This window comes from Pseudodonghicola sp. (assembly GCF_048268305.1).
GTDB lineage: Bacteria > Pseudomonadota > Alphaproteobacteria > Rhodobacterales > Rhodobacteraceae > Pseudodonghicola.
This window is the reverse complement of sequence record NZ_JBLWVT010000011.1, coordinates 22,426-36,924: the sequence shown is the minus strand read 5'-3', so window position 1 is coordinate 36,924 and position 14,499 is coordinate 22,426. Positions and strand designations below refer to the sequence as shown.

The following is a 14,499-nucleotide window of genomic DNA, read 5'->3' as shown; positions in this document are numbered from 1 at the left end:
ACTGCTGTGGGCTAATGCCGCCCGTTCCCCTCGCGCCAACATTACTGCGCCCTCACCCCCGCGCCACAATCGCTCGGCCTGCCGCCACAGCCGATGACCAGGCCCATTGGAAATTATACCCGCCAAGCCAGCCGGTCACGTCCACCGCCTCGCCGATCGCATAGAGGCCGGGAAGCGTTTTTGCCTCCATTGTCTTCGACGACAGCCCGTCGGTGTCGATGCCGCCCAGGGTGACCTCGGCGGTGCGATAGCCTTCGGTGCCGGACGGCGTCAGGTGCCAGTCGGACAATTGCGCGCAGAGCGCGGCGAGGGCCGCGTCGGATTGATCGGCGAGGTTGCCGGTGATCCCCAGCATGGGGCCGAGGTGGTCGACCAGTTTCGCTGGCAGGTGGCGCGCCAGTTCCGTGCTCAGCGCCTTGCGGCCGGAGCTTTGGCGTTGTGCGCGCAAGAGGTCGTAAAGCGGCAGCGCGGGGATCAGGTTCACCGCGATCTCCTCGCCCTCCCGCCAATAGGAGGAGAGCTGCAACACCGCCGGCCCCGACAGCCCGCGGTGGGTGAACAAAAGCGCCTCGTCGAAGCTGGCGCGCGCGTTCGACAGCCGGGCGGGCAGGGCGGTGCCCGACAGCGGCGCAAAGCGGCCGTCGGTAAAGGTGAAGGGCACCAGCCCCGGCCGCGTCTCGGTCACCTGCAGCCCGAACTGGCGCGCGATGTCATAGGCGAGGCCCGTGGCCCCCATCTTGGGGATCGACTTGCCCCCGGTTGCCAACACCAGATTGCGGCAGGTAACGGCGACCCGCTTGCCCTCGCGCTCAAGCTCCAGCGAAAAGCCGCTCGCCCCATGGGAGAGGGCAATGAGTTGAGTCGACAGCCAGAGCGTGGCGCCGGCGCGGGTCATCTCCTCCCGCAGCATCTCGACGATCTGGGTCGCCTTGTCGTCGCAGAAAAGCTGTCCCAGCGTCTTTTCATGCCAGGCGATGCCGTGGCGGCCGATCAGGTCGATGAAATCCCACTGGCTATAGCGGGCGAGCGCCGATTTGCAGAAATGCGGGTTTTGCGACAGGTAATTCGCGGGCTCTGCATAGAGATTGGTGAAATTGCACCGACCACCGCCCGAGATGCGGATCTTCTCGCCCGGGGCGCTTGCGTGGTCGATGACCAGAACGCCCGGTCCCGCATGGGCCGCGCACATCATGCCGGCGGCGCCGGCGCCAAGGATGACCGTTTGATACTCCATCTTCGCCGCTTGGCGCGGATCGCCGCCGTTGGCAAGAGGATCGCACTGGTGCGATGTCCATTTTCAGGCTAGACTCGTCGTCAGACCCGGCAAACCGGGCGTGATTTGGCAGTCAACGGCAGAACGATACGGGCAGGATTACCATGACCGAGATGGTCTATGGCGCGGTACCCGCGCAACGGGGCGAACCCATTCTTCCGAAATGGTGGCGGACGGTCGACAAATGGTCGCTGTCCTGCGTGCTGATCCTCTCGGTGGTCGGCCTGCTCTTGGGGCTTGCCGCCTCGCCGCCGCTGGCCGCGCGCAACGGCTTTCAGCCATTCCATTACGTCGAGCGGCAGGCGGCCTTCGGCGCCATGGCGATGGCGGCCATGCTGCTGACCTCGATGCTGTCGCCCACGATGGTGCGTCGTCTCGCGGTGGTCGGATTCGCGGCGTCACTGGTGGCCCTGGCGCTGCTCCCCGTCCTGGGCACCGATTTCGGCAAGGGCGCGGTGCGCTGGTATTCGCTGGGCTTCGCCAGCTTGCAGCCGTCCGAGTTCATGAAGCCCGCCTTCATCGTCGTCTCGGCCTGGATGCTGGCCGCCAGTCAGGAAATCAACGGCCCGCCGGGCAAGCTGTGGTCGGTGGCGCTTTGCACCGTGATCGTCGGCATGCTGGTGATGCAACCCGACTTCGGACAGGCGAGCCTGGTGCTGTTCGGCTGGGGGGTGATGTATTTCGTCGCCGGCGCGCCGATGCTGCTGCTGGCCGGAATGGCCGGGGTCGTGGTGCTGGCCGGCACCTTGGCCTATTCCAGTTCGGAACACTTCGCCCGCCGGATCGACGGTTTTCTCAGCCCCGAGGTCGATCCGACCACCCAGCTCGGCTATGCCACCAACGCGATCCGCGAGGGGGGGCTGTTCGGCGTTGGTGTGGGGGAGGGCCAGGTGAAATGGTCGCTGCCCGATGCCCATACCGATTTCATCATCGCCGTCGCGGCCGAGGAATACGGGCTGATCCTGGTGATGATCATCATCGCGCTCTATTGCCTGGTGGTGGTGCGCTCGCTGTTGCGGCTGATGCGCGAACGCGATCCCTTCATCCGCCTCGCCGGCACCGGTCTGGCCTGCATCTTCGGGGTGCAGGCGATGATCAACATGGGGGTGGCGGTGCGGCTGCTGCCCGCCAAGGGGATGACGTTGCCCTTCGTCAGCTATGGCGGCTCGTCGCTGATCGCAGCCGGCATTTCGGTCGGCATGCTGCTGGCACTCACCCGCACCCGCCCGCAGGGAGAGATCGGCGACATTCTGCGCGGACGGGGCTGATGGGCTGGCGGCGCGAAGCGATTTGCGCCATTGCCGGTCCGACCAGAGGAAGAGCAGGGAAATGCCCATGTCACAAAAGCTGCTGATGATCGCCGCCGGCGGCACCGGCGGCCATATGTTCCCCGCCCAGGCCCTGGCCGAAGCGATGCTGCGGCGCGGCTGGCGGGTGAAACTGTCGACCGATGCGCGCGGCGCCCGCTATACCAAGGGGTTTCCGCATACCACCGAGATCACCGAGGTCTCGAGCGCGACCTTCGCTCGCGGCGGCGTCCTGTCCAAGGCGATGGTGGTGCCGAAGATCGCCGCCGGGGTGCTGGGCACTGCCTGGTCGATGCAGCGCGACCGCCCCGATGTGGTGGTGGGCTTCGGCGGTTACCCGTCGATCCCGGCGTTGGGGGCGGCGACGCTGCTGCGCCTGCCGCGGATGATCCATGAACAAAACGGCGTTCTGGGTCGGGTCAACCAGGTCTTTGCCAAGCGGGTGGCCTGCGTCGCCTGCGGTGTCTGGCCGACCGCGCTGCCCCAGGGGGCAGAAGGGTTTCATGTCGGCAACCCGGTGCGCGGCGCGGTGCTGGCGCGGGCCGGGGCCGGGTATATCGTGCCGGGCGACTATCCGATGTCGCTGCTCGTCATTGGCGGCAGCCAGGGCGCGCGGATCCTGTCGGATGCGGTGCCCGCGGCGATCGCCGCCCTGCCGCCCGCGCTCTTGCGCAATCTCCGCGTCAGCCATCAGGCGCGGGAAGAGGATATGGCGCGGGTCACCTCTTTCTACGCGCAGCACGGCATTGCCGCCGATGTGCGCCCGTTCTTCCATGACGTGCCCGCCCGGATGTCCGAGGCGCAACTGGTGATCAGCCGCGCCGGCGCCTCCACCATCGCCGATCTGACGGTGATCGGCCGGCCGTCGATCCTGATCCCCTTTGCCGCCGCCGCGGCCGACCATCAGACCGCCAATGCCCGCGGCCTGGTCGAGGCCGGCGCCGCCATCCTGATCCCGGAATCGCGGGTTGACGCCGCCACCCTGGCGGAGCAGATCACCGCCGTCCTGACCAACCCGGCCGCCGCCCACCACATGGCCCGCGCCGCAGTGGCCATGGGTGCCCCGGACGCCACCGAACGGCTGGTGGCGCTGGTTGAAGAGCTGGCCGCAGCCTCGGCCTAGAATTGGAGATATCATGACCCCCGCAACCAAACTGCCCGGCGATGTCGGCCCGATCCATTTCGTCGGCATCGGCGGTATCGGCATGTCCGGCATTGCCGAGGTCCTGCTGAACCTCGGCTATCAGGTGCAGGGGTCGGATCTGAAGACCTCGAAGATCACCGATCGTTTGGCCGGGCTCGGCGCCCATATCTTCGAAGGCCAGCGCGCCGACAATCTGGAACACGCCGAGGTCGTGGTGATCTCTTCGGCGATCAAGCCGGGCAATCCCGAGCTGGACGAGGCCCGCCGTCGTGGCCTGCCGGTGGTGCGCCGGGCCGAGATGCTGGCCGAGCTGATGCGGCTCAGGTCCAACGTCGCCATCGCCGGCACCCATGGCAAGACCACCACCACCACCCTGATGGCCGAGATGATGGTCGCCGGCGGCTTCGATCCCACCGTGGTCAACGGCGGCATCATCCATGCCTATGGCTCCAACGCGCGGATGGGGCAGGGCGAATGGATGGTGGTCGAGGCGGATGAGAGCGACGGCACCTTCAACCGGCTGCCCGCCACCATCGCCGTGGTCACCAATATCGACCCCGAACATATGGAGCATTGGGGCGATTTCGACCGGCTGCGCGACGGCTTCTTCCAGTTCGTGTCGAACATCCCCTTCTACGGGCTCGCCGTCTGCTGCACCGATCACCCCGAGGTGCAGGCGCTGGTCGGCCGGGTCACCGACCGCCGGGTGACGACCTATGGCTTCAACGCCCAGGCCGACGTGCGGGCGGTCAACCTGCATTACGAGGCGGGGGTGGCGCATTTTGACATCCTGCTGCAGACCGAAGGCCAGGTGATCGAGGGCTGCACCCTGCCGATGCCGGGCGATCACAACGTGTCGAACGCGCTGGCCGCCGTGGCGGTGGCGCGGCATCTGGGCATGCGACGGGGCGAAATCCGCGATGCCCTGGCCAAGTTCGGCGGGGTGAACCGCCGCTTCACCAAGGTGGGGGAAGTCGACGGCGTCACCATCATCGACGATTACGGCCACCACCCGGTCGAGATCGCGGCAGTGCTGAAGGCAGCGCGACAGGCGACCTCGGGCCGGGTGATCGCGGTGCATCAGCCGCACCGCTATACCCGCCTGCACGCGCTTTTCGACGACTTCTGCGCCTGCTTTAACGAGGCCGATGTGGTCGGCATCGCCGAGGTCTATGCCGCGGGCGAAGACCCGATCCCGGGCGCCGGCCGGGACGATCTGGTCGCCGGCCTTATCCGTCACGGCCACCGCCATGCGCTGGCGGTGAAATCGGAAGAGGAGCTGGCCGACCTGGTGCGGGCCGAAACCAAACCCGGTGACATGGTCGTCTGCCTCGGCGCCGGCACCATCAGCGCCTGGGCCAACCGCCTGCCGGAGCGGTTGAAGGGGTAAGCGATGGCCGGGGAGGGAATGACGCCGGAGGAGTTGAGGGACTGGCTAGAGGCGCGCCCCGAGGAAACGCGTGCACAGGAGGCGGCTTGGATCGCATCGCGGGTCGCGGCGCGGGTATTGCCGAGAATATTTGAGCAAGCCGGCGTTAAAACACCGGAGTTCGAAGCTCGATTTTTGGTTGCCTGTCGGTGTGTCCTTACTGCAGAGATAGCCGGTGCTTGGCCAGCCCCTGAGATTAGGTCAGCAGCCATAAGCGCTAGTAACAGCGCCGCAGGATACGACACTCGCGGCTCTACCCAAGCTGCAAGTGTGGCCTCAAGCGCCGCTCGTGTAGCTCGGGCTAGCGGTAGCGCCGTCGATTTCGCAGTTGAGGCTGTCCGTGTTGCTATGGCGGCATCTGATGCCGGTGCGGCCGCCCGTGCTTCTATAGCCTTAGCGACAGATATCGAGCTTCTTTCTAGCCAAGGGACTGCGTCAGGTCTTTGGCCGTCCCAGATGGAGAGATGGGCAGAGGAGGCAAATGATGCGTGGCTCGATGGCGAAATAGTGCTGATGGTCAGTTCGTTTGCTCGTACCGGTTGGAGAGAGCGACAGGCGGATTGGACGTTTTGGATCGAATGGTACTCTGACCTGCTCGAAGGCCGCCCTCAAAATCGTGCACTGTTAACTGAAATCGCGCTGATCCCGGATGCTGATTGGGAAAAGGGGGCTGCGCATGTGAACGCGATCATTCGGGATCTTCGCCTGAAACACGCCGCGCTGGCCTTCCCCAATGCAGAGACGTTGGAGGTCAACCCCGCAACCCACCTGATCCAGGCGATACCTGTCACCGATATCGACCGGAGTGTTTTGCAAGACTGTCTTGACCGTCTGCATGACGCGTCCGAAACCTTTGGCGATCTCAGCGTCAGAAACAATCAGTATAGTGCTCTGCTGCCCGAGGTGGAAAAGCTCCGGGAAGGGATCAGCCGTTATCAGGATCGACCGCAGCGTCTTTATGATGTGGCTTTGCAGGTGGCGCGTCGGGTGTCGCACAAGGAAGTCCTGGGCGAGTGTCCGGAAGCACAAAAAGATGCGCTGGTCGCCGATTTCAAGTCGGAACTGCTCGCCACTGCCGACGACATCCGCAAACTGGATCAGAAGGTTCAGGAGGTCGTGGATGCGCGGCTGGTTGAGAAACTGCATGCAGCGGATCTGGCCGGGGGTGCGGCATTGCCCGACGCGGCAAGCATTCTCGTGCAGGCTACGGAAGGCGATTTGTCCACCGAAATGACGGAGGATGCGATGATCGTTGCTGACCCCAACGCCGATCCTGTGGAGCGACGGAATGCGCTCTATCGTTTCGCAAGCCGCACATTCAGGATTGTTTCGATCTCTGGCAAGACGGCGCGAGGCGTGTTGAAAGAGGGGGCTGCGCTGGCCAAGGACGCGACCATCGTAATAGGGGCCGCTGCTACGCTCTGGAAAGTTGTGATCCCCTATTTGCTTTCGCTGCTCTGAAGGAACGAAGCGCTGATGACCGCCCCCCTCAAACGCCGGATCGGGCTGGGTCTGCTGACGGCCTATGGTGTGGGGGTGATGATCGGGGCCGGCATTTATGTGCTGGTCGGCGCGGTGGCGGCCCAGGCCGGGGTCTGGGCGCCCTTGTCCTTTCTGATCGCCGGGCTGATCGCGGCGCCGACCGCGCTCAGCTATGCCGAATTCTCCACCCGGCTGCCGGAAGCGGCGGGAGAGGCGGCCTATGTCGGGCAGGGGCTGAAAAGTCAGGCGCTGGCGCTGCTGGTGGGGCTCGCCATCGTCACCGCCGGCACCATCTCGGCCGGGGCGGTGCTGCGTGGGGGCGTGGGGTATCTGACCCAGGTGCTGCCGGTCGGCACCGTGGTGGTGGCGGTGGCGCTCGGGGTGGTCCTGACCGCGGTGGCGGTGCTGGGGGTGCTCGAAAGCCTGGCGCTGGCGGCGCTTTTCACGGTGATCGAGGTGAGCGGGCTGATCCTGGTGATCTGGGCCGGTGCCTCTGCGGCGCCGGGCGTCGATATCCTGACGCCCGGGCCGCTGTCACTGGCCGGGGTGGGGGTCGGTGCGGTGCTGGCCTTTTTCGCCTTCATCGGCTTCGAGGATATCGTGAACATGGCCGAGGAGGTCGAGCGGCCGCAGCGCAACCTGCCGCGGGCGATCCTGATCTCCCTGCTGGTCACCTCGGTGCTCTATGCGGCGGTGACATGGGCAGCGGTGCGGGCGGTGCCGCTGGCCGATCTCGCGGCGAGCGATAGCCCGCTGGTGCTGGTCTGGCGCGCCTCTGGTCAGGGAAGCGGCCATTTCCTGGCGGTCATCGCCGTCTTCGCGGCGCTGAACGGGGTGCTGGCGCAGATCGTGATGGCGGCGCGGGTGCTGTTCGGCCTGGGGCGGCGCAGCGCGGCGCTGGCGATCTTCCATCAGGCGCATCCCCGCTTTGGCACGCCGGTGCTGGCGACGGTGCTGGTGGGCGTTCTGGTCACCCTGGCCTCGGCGCTGGTGCCGTTGATCACCCTGGCGGGGCTGACCTCCTCGATCCTGCTCGGCGTCTTCGTGCTGGTGAACCTGGCCCTGATCCTGCAAAAGCGCCGCGCCCCGGTGGCGTCCTTCCGGGTGCCGATGGCGGTGCCGGTGCTGGGGGTGGTCGTCTCTGTCGCGGCGCTTGTCCTCTCCGTCCTGGGTCATCTCTAGGCGAAATCCCTGCGGGGGGTACGGAAAGATGGGGTGGCCCGTGCCGGGCGCCTGATCCCGCAGTATCGTGCAGGGCGGACCGGGGGAGGGGGCTTGATCGTCTCTGCCTTCGCAAATGTCCGGTCCTGAACAGCCCTGCAATGGGGTCCCGTCGCCGTTTCGCGGGATTTTCAGGATGCATGATGCGGGCCGGCTTGTTCCGGCGGGCGCGGGGCGCTAGCAGAGGCGTATGATGCTTGATGATTTGCCCCAAGTCCGTGGCCGGCTGAGCCTGGCCAAGCCGCTTTCCGATCTGACCTGGCTGCGCGTCGGCGGGCCGGCGGAGGTATTGTTCCAACCCGAGGACGAGGACGACCTGGCGCAGTTCCTGGCGGCGCTTGATCCGGAGGTGCCGGTCTTGCCGATGGGGGTGGGGTCGAACCTGATCGTGCGCGATGGCGGTCTGCGGGGGGTGGTGATCCGGCTGGGGCGCGGCTTCAACGCGATCACGGTCCTGGGCACCAGGGTGACCGCCGGGGCCGCCGCGCTCGACGCCCATGTGGCGCGCAGAGCGGCCGAGGCCGGGGTCGATCTGGGCTTTCTGCGCACCATTCCGGGCAGCATCGGCGGCGCCCTGCGGATGAACGCCGGCTGCTATGGGTCTTATGTCGCCGATGTTTTCGTCTCGGCCCGGGCGGTGACGCGGGACGGCGAGGTGGTCGAGCTGGCGCCCGAGGACATGGGGTTTGCCTATCGGCACAGCGATCTGCCCGAGGGGCTGGTGCTGGTCGAGGCAACCTTTGAAGGGCCTGCGGGCGATCCCGCAGAGCTGGCCGCGCGGATGGAGGCGCAGCTCAGGCGGCGGGACGAGACGCAGCCGACCAAGGAGCGCAGTGCCGGGTCGACCTTTCGCAATCCGGCCGGGTTTTCCAGCACCGGGCGCGCCGATGACGTGCATGATCTGAAGGCCTGGAAGCTGATCGAGGAGGCCGGCATGCGCGGCGCCCGTCTGGGGGGCGCGCAGATGAGCGAGAAACACGCCAACTTCCTGATCAACGCCGGTGGCGCAACTGCCGCAGAGCTGGAAGGGCTGGGCGAGCTGGTTCGAAAAAAGGTTTACGAAACCAGCGGGATAACGCTACAGTGGGAAATCATGCGGATCGGTGACCCAGAAGGCAAGCCGGACGTGACATAATACCTCGTTGCGCAACCGGCAGGCACATGGCGGGCGCGGCGGATCGGGAAACAACACGGGCCAAAAAGGTTCGGGCATATTGAGGCACAACGTGGGTCAGTCGAGCGGAAAGACTCCCCTTGTGGCGGTATTGATGGGCGGTGCCTCGGCTGAACGCGAGGTGTCACTGTCCTCCGGGCGCGAATGCGCCGCCGCCCTGCGGGGAGAAGGCTATCAGGTGGTCGAGCTGGATGCCGGCCCGGATCTGGCCGAGCGGTTGCGGGATATCTCTCCGGACGTGGTTTTCAACGCGCTTCACGGGCGGTGGGGCGAGGATGGCTGTGTGCAGGGGATGCTGGAATGGCTGCGCATTCCCTATACCCATTCAGGGGTTCTGGCCTCGGCGCTGGCGATGGACAAGCAGCGCAGCAAGGCGACCTATCGCGCCGCCGGCCTGCCGGTGGTCGACAGCCTGATCTGCGATAAGGTCGAGGTCTCGGTCCGGCATGTGATGGCGCCGCCCTATGTGGTCAAGCCGAACAACGAAGGCTCCTCGGTCGGGGTCTATCTGGTGCTTGAGGGGGCCAACCAGCCGCCGCAGCTTGCGGTCGAGATGCCCGACCGGGTGATGGTCGAAACCTATGCGTCGGGGCGCGAGTTGACCGCGACGGTGATGGGCGATCGCGCTCTGACGGTGACCGATATCCTGACCGATGGCTGGTATGATTATGACGCCAAGTATACGCCCGGGCGGTCGCGCCATGTGGTGCCGGCGGCGATCCCGGCCGAGATCTTCGATCTCTGCCTCGATTACGCCCTGCGCGCCCATCGCGCCCTGGGCTGTCGCGGCGTCAGCCGGACCGATTTCCGCTGGGACGAGGCGCGCGGCGCCGACGGGCTGGTGCTGCTGGAGACCAATACCCAGCCGGGGATGACGCCGACATCGCTCAGCCCCGAGCAGGCGGCGGTGCTGGGGATGGACTTCGGGGCCTTCTGTCGCTGGATGGTGGAGGACGCCTCGTGCAACCGCTGATCCGGTTCAACCGCCCTGCGGCGCCGCATGATCCGGCGCCGTCGCGGATGAAATACCGCATGCAGCGCTGGATGCTGACCCCGGGCATTCGTCTGGGGCTGCGCATCGGTGTGCCCTTCTGCCTTTGTTTCGCGATCGGCTCGGCCTTTCTGGCCGATCAGCAGCGGCGCGATGCGCTGAACCTCTTCATCGCGCAGATGCGGGCCTCGATCCAGGAACGACCTGAGTTCATGGTCGGGCTGATGGCGATCGACGGCGCCGACAGCAACCTCTCGGAGGACATCCGCGAGGCGGTGGGGCTGGATTTCCCGATCAGTTCCTTCGAGCTGAACCTCGAGGATATTCGCCAGACCATCGTCGGGCTCGACCCGGTCAAGGCCGCCTCGGTGCGGATCCGCCCGGGTGGCATCCTGCAAGTCGATGTGGTGGAGCGGCAGCCGGCGGTGATCTGGCGCAACCGTTCGGGCCTGGCGATGCTGGACGAGACCGGCACCCATGTCGGCAGTCTGCTCGGTCGGGCCGAACGACCCGAGCTGCCGGTGATCGCGGGCGAGGGGGCGGATACCGAGGTTCCGGAGGCGCTGGCGCTGATCTCGACCGCGCGGCCCCTGGCGGGGCGGGTGCGCGGGCTGGTGCGCATTGGTCAACGACGCTGGGATCTGGTGCTGGATCGCGGGCAGCGGATCCTGCTGCCGCCCGAAGCGCCGGTGCGGGCGCTGGAGCGGGTGTTGGCGCTGAACGAGGTGCAGTCGCTGCTCGACCGCGACGTCGCCGTGGTGGATATGCGGCTGAAGGCGCGGCCGACCATCCGGATGAGCCAGGCCGCGGTCGAGGATTGGTGGAAAGCAAGAAAAACGAACGGATACGGGCAGTAGCGGACAATGACGGATCTCTATCAATCGCAACGGGCGATGCGACAGATGCGGCGGCAGGCGCTGCAACGCGGTGTGATCGCTATTCTCGATATCGGCAGTTCCAAGATCGCCTGTCTGGTGCTGCGTTTCGACGGCACCGGCAAGCTGAGCGAGGACAGCTCGATCGGGTCGCTTGCCGGGCAGAGCGGGTTCCGGGTGATCGGTGCGGCCACCACCCGGTCGCGTGGGGTGCAATTCGGCGAGGTCACTGCGATGCAGGAGACCGAGCGCGCCATTCGCACGGCCTTGCAGGCCGCCCAGAAGATGGCCGAGATCCGGGTTGATCACGTGATCGCCTGCTTCTCCGGCGCCAGTCCGCGATCCTACGGTCTCGACTCCACGGTGGAACTGGAGGGGCAGGTGGTCACCGAAGCCGAGATCGCCCGGGTGCTCTCGGCCTGCGAGGTGCCGGATTACGGCTCTGACCGCGAGGTGCTGCATGCGCAGCCGGTGAACTTCGCGCTCGACAACCGCTCGGGTCTGATCGACCCGCGTGGCCAATTGGGTCACAATCTGGCGGTCGACATGCATATGCTGACGGTCGATGGCACCGCGATCCAGAACCTGGTTCATTGCATCAAGCGGTGCGATCTCGAACTGGCCGGGATCGCGTCTTCGGCCTATGTCTCGGGGATTTCCGCGCTGGTCGAGGACGAACAGGAACTGGGCGCGGCCTGCATCGACATGGGCGGCGGTTCGACCTCGATCTCGATCTTCCTGAAAAAGCACATGATCTATGCCGATAGCGTGCGCATGGGCGGCGATCACATCACCAGCGACATCTCGATGGGGCTGGGCGTGCCGATGGCCAATGCCGAGCGGATCAAGACCTTCTGCGGCGGGGTGCATGCCACCGGAGCCGACGATCGCGACATGATCGACATCGGCGGCGATACCGGTGACTGGGAGCATGATCGCCGCACCGCCTCGCGGGCCGAGCTGATCGGCATCATGCGGCCGCGGGTCGAGGAGATCCTGGAAGAGGTGCGCGCGCGGCTCGATGCCGCCGGTTTCGAATATCTGCCGAGCCAGCAGATCGTGCTGACCGGCGGGTCGAGCCAGATCATGGGGCTTGATGGGTTGGCGACGCGGATCCTCGGGCAGCAGGTCCGTCTGGGACGGCCGCTGCGGGTGCATGGGCTGCCGCAATCCGCGACCGGACCGGGGTTTGCCTCGGCGGTGGGGTTGAGCCTGTTCGCGGCCAATCCGCAGGACGAATGGTGGGATTTCGAGATCCCCGTCGACCGCTATCCGGCGCGCAGTTTCCGCCGGGCGGTGAAGTGGTTCCGCGACAACTGGTAAGTCGAACTGTCGGCATGCGATAGGGATTTGTGGCGCCTGACCCCTGGGACAGGCGTCAGTTCTCCGGCTCGGAAAATGCTGGGTGATGGCGATGGATTTCAGTGGCTTGCGTGCCGCGGCCATGGTATCTTTCAACAAGAGAGCTGCGCGGATGAGAGGCAGCCACGAGGGTCGAGCAGGGCCCCACATATCGCAGTGAGTTCGTCGCGGATGGCGCCTGTCCTTCCGCGCCCTTCTCTATGTTGTGTTTAAAGCCTGGCTAATGTCGATATTCGGTAGAAACCGGCAAGATGCCGCCAATTTGGCGGCTTTTTCTCCCATATTTCGTGGGCTGATCCCAGTTTTTGCGTGACGTTTCCGTCACAGTCCGGTAATTATTAGAGTTGATAGGCAGAACAAGGCCGTGAATCGGCTCGGATCAGCACAGGCGGACAGTACTAATGACATTGAATCTTTCGATTCCCGGCCAAGAAGAACTGAAGCCGCGGATCACCGTTTTCGGCGTCGGCGGGGCGGGTGGCAACGCCGTCAATAACATGATTGAAAAGCAGCTTGAGGGGGTCGAGTTCGTTGTCGCGAACACCGACGCTCAGGCGCTGCAGCAAAGCCTGTCGCCGAACCGGGTGCAGCTTGGCGTCAAGGTGACCGAAGGGCTGGGCGCTGGCGCCCGCGCCACGGTCGGTGCCGCCGCTGCTGAGGAAAGCATCGAGCAGATCGTCGATCATCTGGCCGGGTCCCACATGTGTTTCATCACCGCCGGCATGGGCGGCGGCACCGGTACCGGTGCGGCGCCGATCATCGCGCAGGCAGCGCGTGAATTGGGCGTGCTGACCGTCGGTGTGGTGACCAAGCCGTTCCAGTTCGAGGGCGCCAAGCGGATGCGTCAGGCCGAGGACGGCGTCGAGGCGCTGCAGAAGGTCGTCGACACGCTGATCATCATTCCGAACCAGAACCTGTTCCGCCTGGCGAATGAGAAGACCACCTTCACCGAGGCCTTCTCGATGGCCGACAACGTGCTCTATCAGGGCGTGAAGGGGATTTCCGACCTGATGGTCCGCCCGGGCCTGATCAACCTCGACTTCGCCGACGTCCGCTCGGTGATGGACGAGATGGGCAAGGCGATGATGGGCACCGGCGAGGCCGAGGGCGAAGATCGCGCCATCCAGGCCGCCGAGAAGGCGATCGCCAACCCGCTGCTCGACGAGATCAGCCTGCGCGGCGCCAAGGGTGTTCTGATCAACATCACCGGCAGCCACGATCTGACCCTGTTCGAACTGGACGAGGCCGCCAACCGCATCCGCGAGGAAGTCGATCCGGAAGCCAATATCATCGTCGGTTCGACGCTCGACACCAATATGGAAGGGGTGATGCGGGTTTCCGTCGTCGCCACCGGCATCGACGCCTCCGATAGCCAGAGCGAAATTCCGGTGCCGCGTCGCCCGCTGGCGCAGCCGCTGAAACAGAAGGTTTCGGCCGAGGAAGACAGCGCGCCGGTCGAAGTTGCCGCCCCTGTCGCTCACGCCCCGGCCGCGCCGGCGCCGAAAGCGGCCGTCGCCGCCGCGACCCCGGCACCCCAGCCGGTGCAGGAGCCGAGCCTGTTCGAAGGTCTGGACGAGCCGGCGCAATCCTATCGCGACGACTATGCGCAGCAGCCGGTGATCGACGAGGATGACGGCCTGCCGCCGCCGGCCTATCGTCCGGCCCAGCCGGCGTTCCAGCCGCGCAACGAATACGAGGAAACCGAGGCGGAGAGCTTCGTCGCGCCGCGGGCTCCCGCTCCTGGCACGCCGTCGCCGGAAGCGCTGGCCCGGCTGCATGCCGCTGCTCGCAAGGTGCCGTCTGCACCGCAGCAGGGGATGCCGCAACGCCGTCCGGCGCCGCAGCCTGCTCCGGCCGCTCCGCAGGAGCGTCGCGGCTTCGGCTTCAACCGGCTGATCGACCGGATGACTGGCCACGCGCCGGATACGCCGTCGCAGCCGGCCCCCGCGCCGCAGCCGCAGCCGCAGATGCGCACCCAGCCGCAAATGCGCCGCAATGACAGTGCTGTCCCGCAACAGGCCGCCGAGCCGGAGCAGGAACAGGATCGCATCGAGATCCCCGCCTTCCTGCGTCGCCAGGCAAACTGAGCTGGTCAAATTGTTTTCTGAAAGGCCGCCTTCGGGCGGCCTTTTTCATTTATATATCAGGCTATTAGTATGATCTAAGCGAGCTTTTGCCGAACTGTTACAGCCATGTTTCATTCGGTTACAAAGATTGAGTTGAGGCAAACCGGGGGGCTGA

The 14,499-nt window shown here is 65.8% G+C and carries 11 protein-coding genes; 10 read left to right on the top strand and 1 reads right to left on the bottom strand.

The window, feature by feature from the left end:
* Positions 1–52: 52 nt before the first annotated feature.
* Positions 53–1,234: an NAD(P)/FAD-dependent oxidoreductase gene (locus tag ACN0V4_RS19070; protein WP_417679066.1), complete on the bottom strand. Its 1,182-nt coding sequence runs from the start codon at positions 1,232–1,234 to the stop codon at positions 53–55.
* A 143-nt stretch (positions 1,235–1,377) separates the two neighbouring features.
* Here ACN0V4_RS19070 and ftsW point away from each other — a divergent pair, with 143 nt between their 5' ends.
* From ftsW to ftsZ, 10 genes are all read left to right on the top strand, one after another.
* Positions 1,378–2,541, top strand: a complete 1,164-nt coding sequence (gene ftsW / locus ACN0V4_RS19065) for a putative lipid II flippase FtsW (protein WP_417679064.1) — start codon at positions 1,378–1,380, stop codon at positions 2,539–2,541.
* 67 nt (positions 2,542–2,608) lie between these two features.
* The gene (locus ACN0V4_RS19060; RefSeq protein WP_417679062.1) at positions 2,609–3,703 is read left to right on the top strand and encodes a UDP-N-acetylglucosamine--N-acetylmuramyl-(pentapeptide) pyrophosphoryl-undecaprenol N-acetylglucosamine transferase; all 1,095 of its coding nucleotides are present in this window, start codon (positions 2,609–2,611) and stop codon (positions 3,701–3,703) included.
* 13 nt (positions 3,704–3,716) lie between these two features.
* Positions 3,717–5,114, top strand: coding sequence for a UDP-N-acetylmuramate--L-alanine ligase (gene murC, locus ACN0V4_RS19055; RefSeq protein ID WP_417679060.1), 1,398 nt, complete (start codon positions 3,717–3,719; stop codon positions 5,112–5,114).
* A 387-nt stretch (positions 5,115–5,501) separates the two neighbouring features.
* Positions 5,502–6,614, top strand: a complete 1,113-nt coding sequence (locus ACN0V4_RS19050) for a hypothetical protein (RefSeq protein ID WP_417679058.1) — start codon at positions 5,502–5,504, stop codon at positions 6,612–6,614.
* Positions 6,615–6,629: 15 nt separating this feature from the next.
* On the top strand, positions 6,630–7,817 hold the full coding sequence (locus ACN0V4_RS19045; protein ID WP_417679056.1) for an APC family permease: 1,188 nt from the start codon (positions 6,630–6,632) through the stop codon (positions 7,815–7,817).
* A gap of 232 nt (positions 7,818–8,049) precedes the next feature.
* The gene (murB, locus tag ACN0V4_RS19040; RefSeq protein WP_417679054.1) at positions 8,050–8,991 is read left to right on the top strand and encodes a UDP-N-acetylmuramate dehydrogenase; all 942 of its coding nucleotides are present in this window, start codon (positions 8,050–8,052) and stop codon (positions 8,989–8,991) included.
* Positions 8,992–9,124: 133 nt separating this feature from the next.
* A complete protein-coding gene (locus ACN0V4_RS19035; RefSeq protein WP_417679191.1) occupies positions 9,125–10,003 on the top strand; it encodes a D-alanine--D-alanine ligase in 879 nt (292 codons plus the stop codon).
* Entirely contained in the window at positions 9,991–10,878 is an 888-nt protein-coding gene (locus tag ACN0V4_RS19030; protein ID WP_417679052.1) for a cell division protein FtsQ/DivIB, read from the top strand. The genes ACN0V4_RS19035 and ACN0V4_RS19030 overlap by 13 nt, the downstream gene beginning before the upstream one ends.
* A gap of 6 nt (positions 10,879–10,884) precedes the next feature.
* Positions 10,885–12,219, top strand: coding sequence for a cell division protein FtsA (gene ftsA, locus ACN0V4_RS19025; protein ID WP_417679050.1), 1,335 nt, complete (start codon positions 10,885–10,887; stop codon positions 12,217–12,219).
* A 440-nt stretch (positions 12,220–12,659) separates the two neighbouring features.
* Positions 12,660–14,345, top strand: coding sequence for a cell division protein FtsZ (gene ftsZ / locus ACN0V4_RS19020; RefSeq protein WP_417679049.1), 1,686 nt, complete (start codon positions 12,660–12,662; stop codon positions 14,343–14,345).
* Positions 14,346–14,499: the final 154 nt, after the last annotated feature.

Bases quoted from the DNA above. Each gene is read 5' to 3' on its own strand.
- ACN0V4_RS19070 (WP_417679066.1), bottom strand. From the start codon at position 1,234: ATGGAGTATCAAACGGTCATCCTTGGCGCCGGCGCCGCCGGCATGATG.
- ftsW (WP_417679064.1), top strand. From the start codon at position 1,378: ATGACCGAGATGGTCTATGGCGCGGTACCCGCGCAACGGGGCGAACCC.
- ACN0V4_RS19050 (WP_417679058.1), top strand. From the start codon at position 5,502: ATGGCGGCATCTGATGCCGGTGCGGCCGCCCGTGCTTCTATAGCCTTA.
- ftsA (WP_417679050.1), top strand. From the start codon at position 10,885: ATGACGGATCTCTATCAATCGCAACGGGCGATGCGACAGATGCGGCGG.
- murC (WP_417679060.1), top strand. From the start codon at position 3,717: ATGACCCCCGCAACCAAACTGCCCGGCGATGTCGGCCCGATCCATTTC.
- ACN0V4_RS19060 (WP_417679062.1), top strand. From the start codon at position 2,609: ATGTCACAAAAGCTGCTGATGATCGCCGCCGGCGGCACCGGCGGCCAT.
- murB (WP_417679054.1), top strand. From the start codon at position 8,050: ATGCTTGATGATTTGCCCCAAGTCCGTGGCCGGCTGAGCCTGGCCAAG.
- ftsZ (WP_417679049.1), top strand. From the start codon at position 12,660: ATGACATTGAATCTTTCGATTCCCGGCCAAGAAGAACTGAAGCCGCGG.
- ACN0V4_RS19035 (WP_417679191.1), top strand. From the start codon at position 9,125: ATGGGCGGTGCCTCGGCTGAACGCGAGGTGTCACTGTCCTCCGGGCGC.
- ACN0V4_RS19045 (WP_417679056.1), top strand. From the start codon at position 6,630: ATGACCGCCCCCCTCAAACGCCGGATCGGGCTGGGTCTGCTGACGGCC.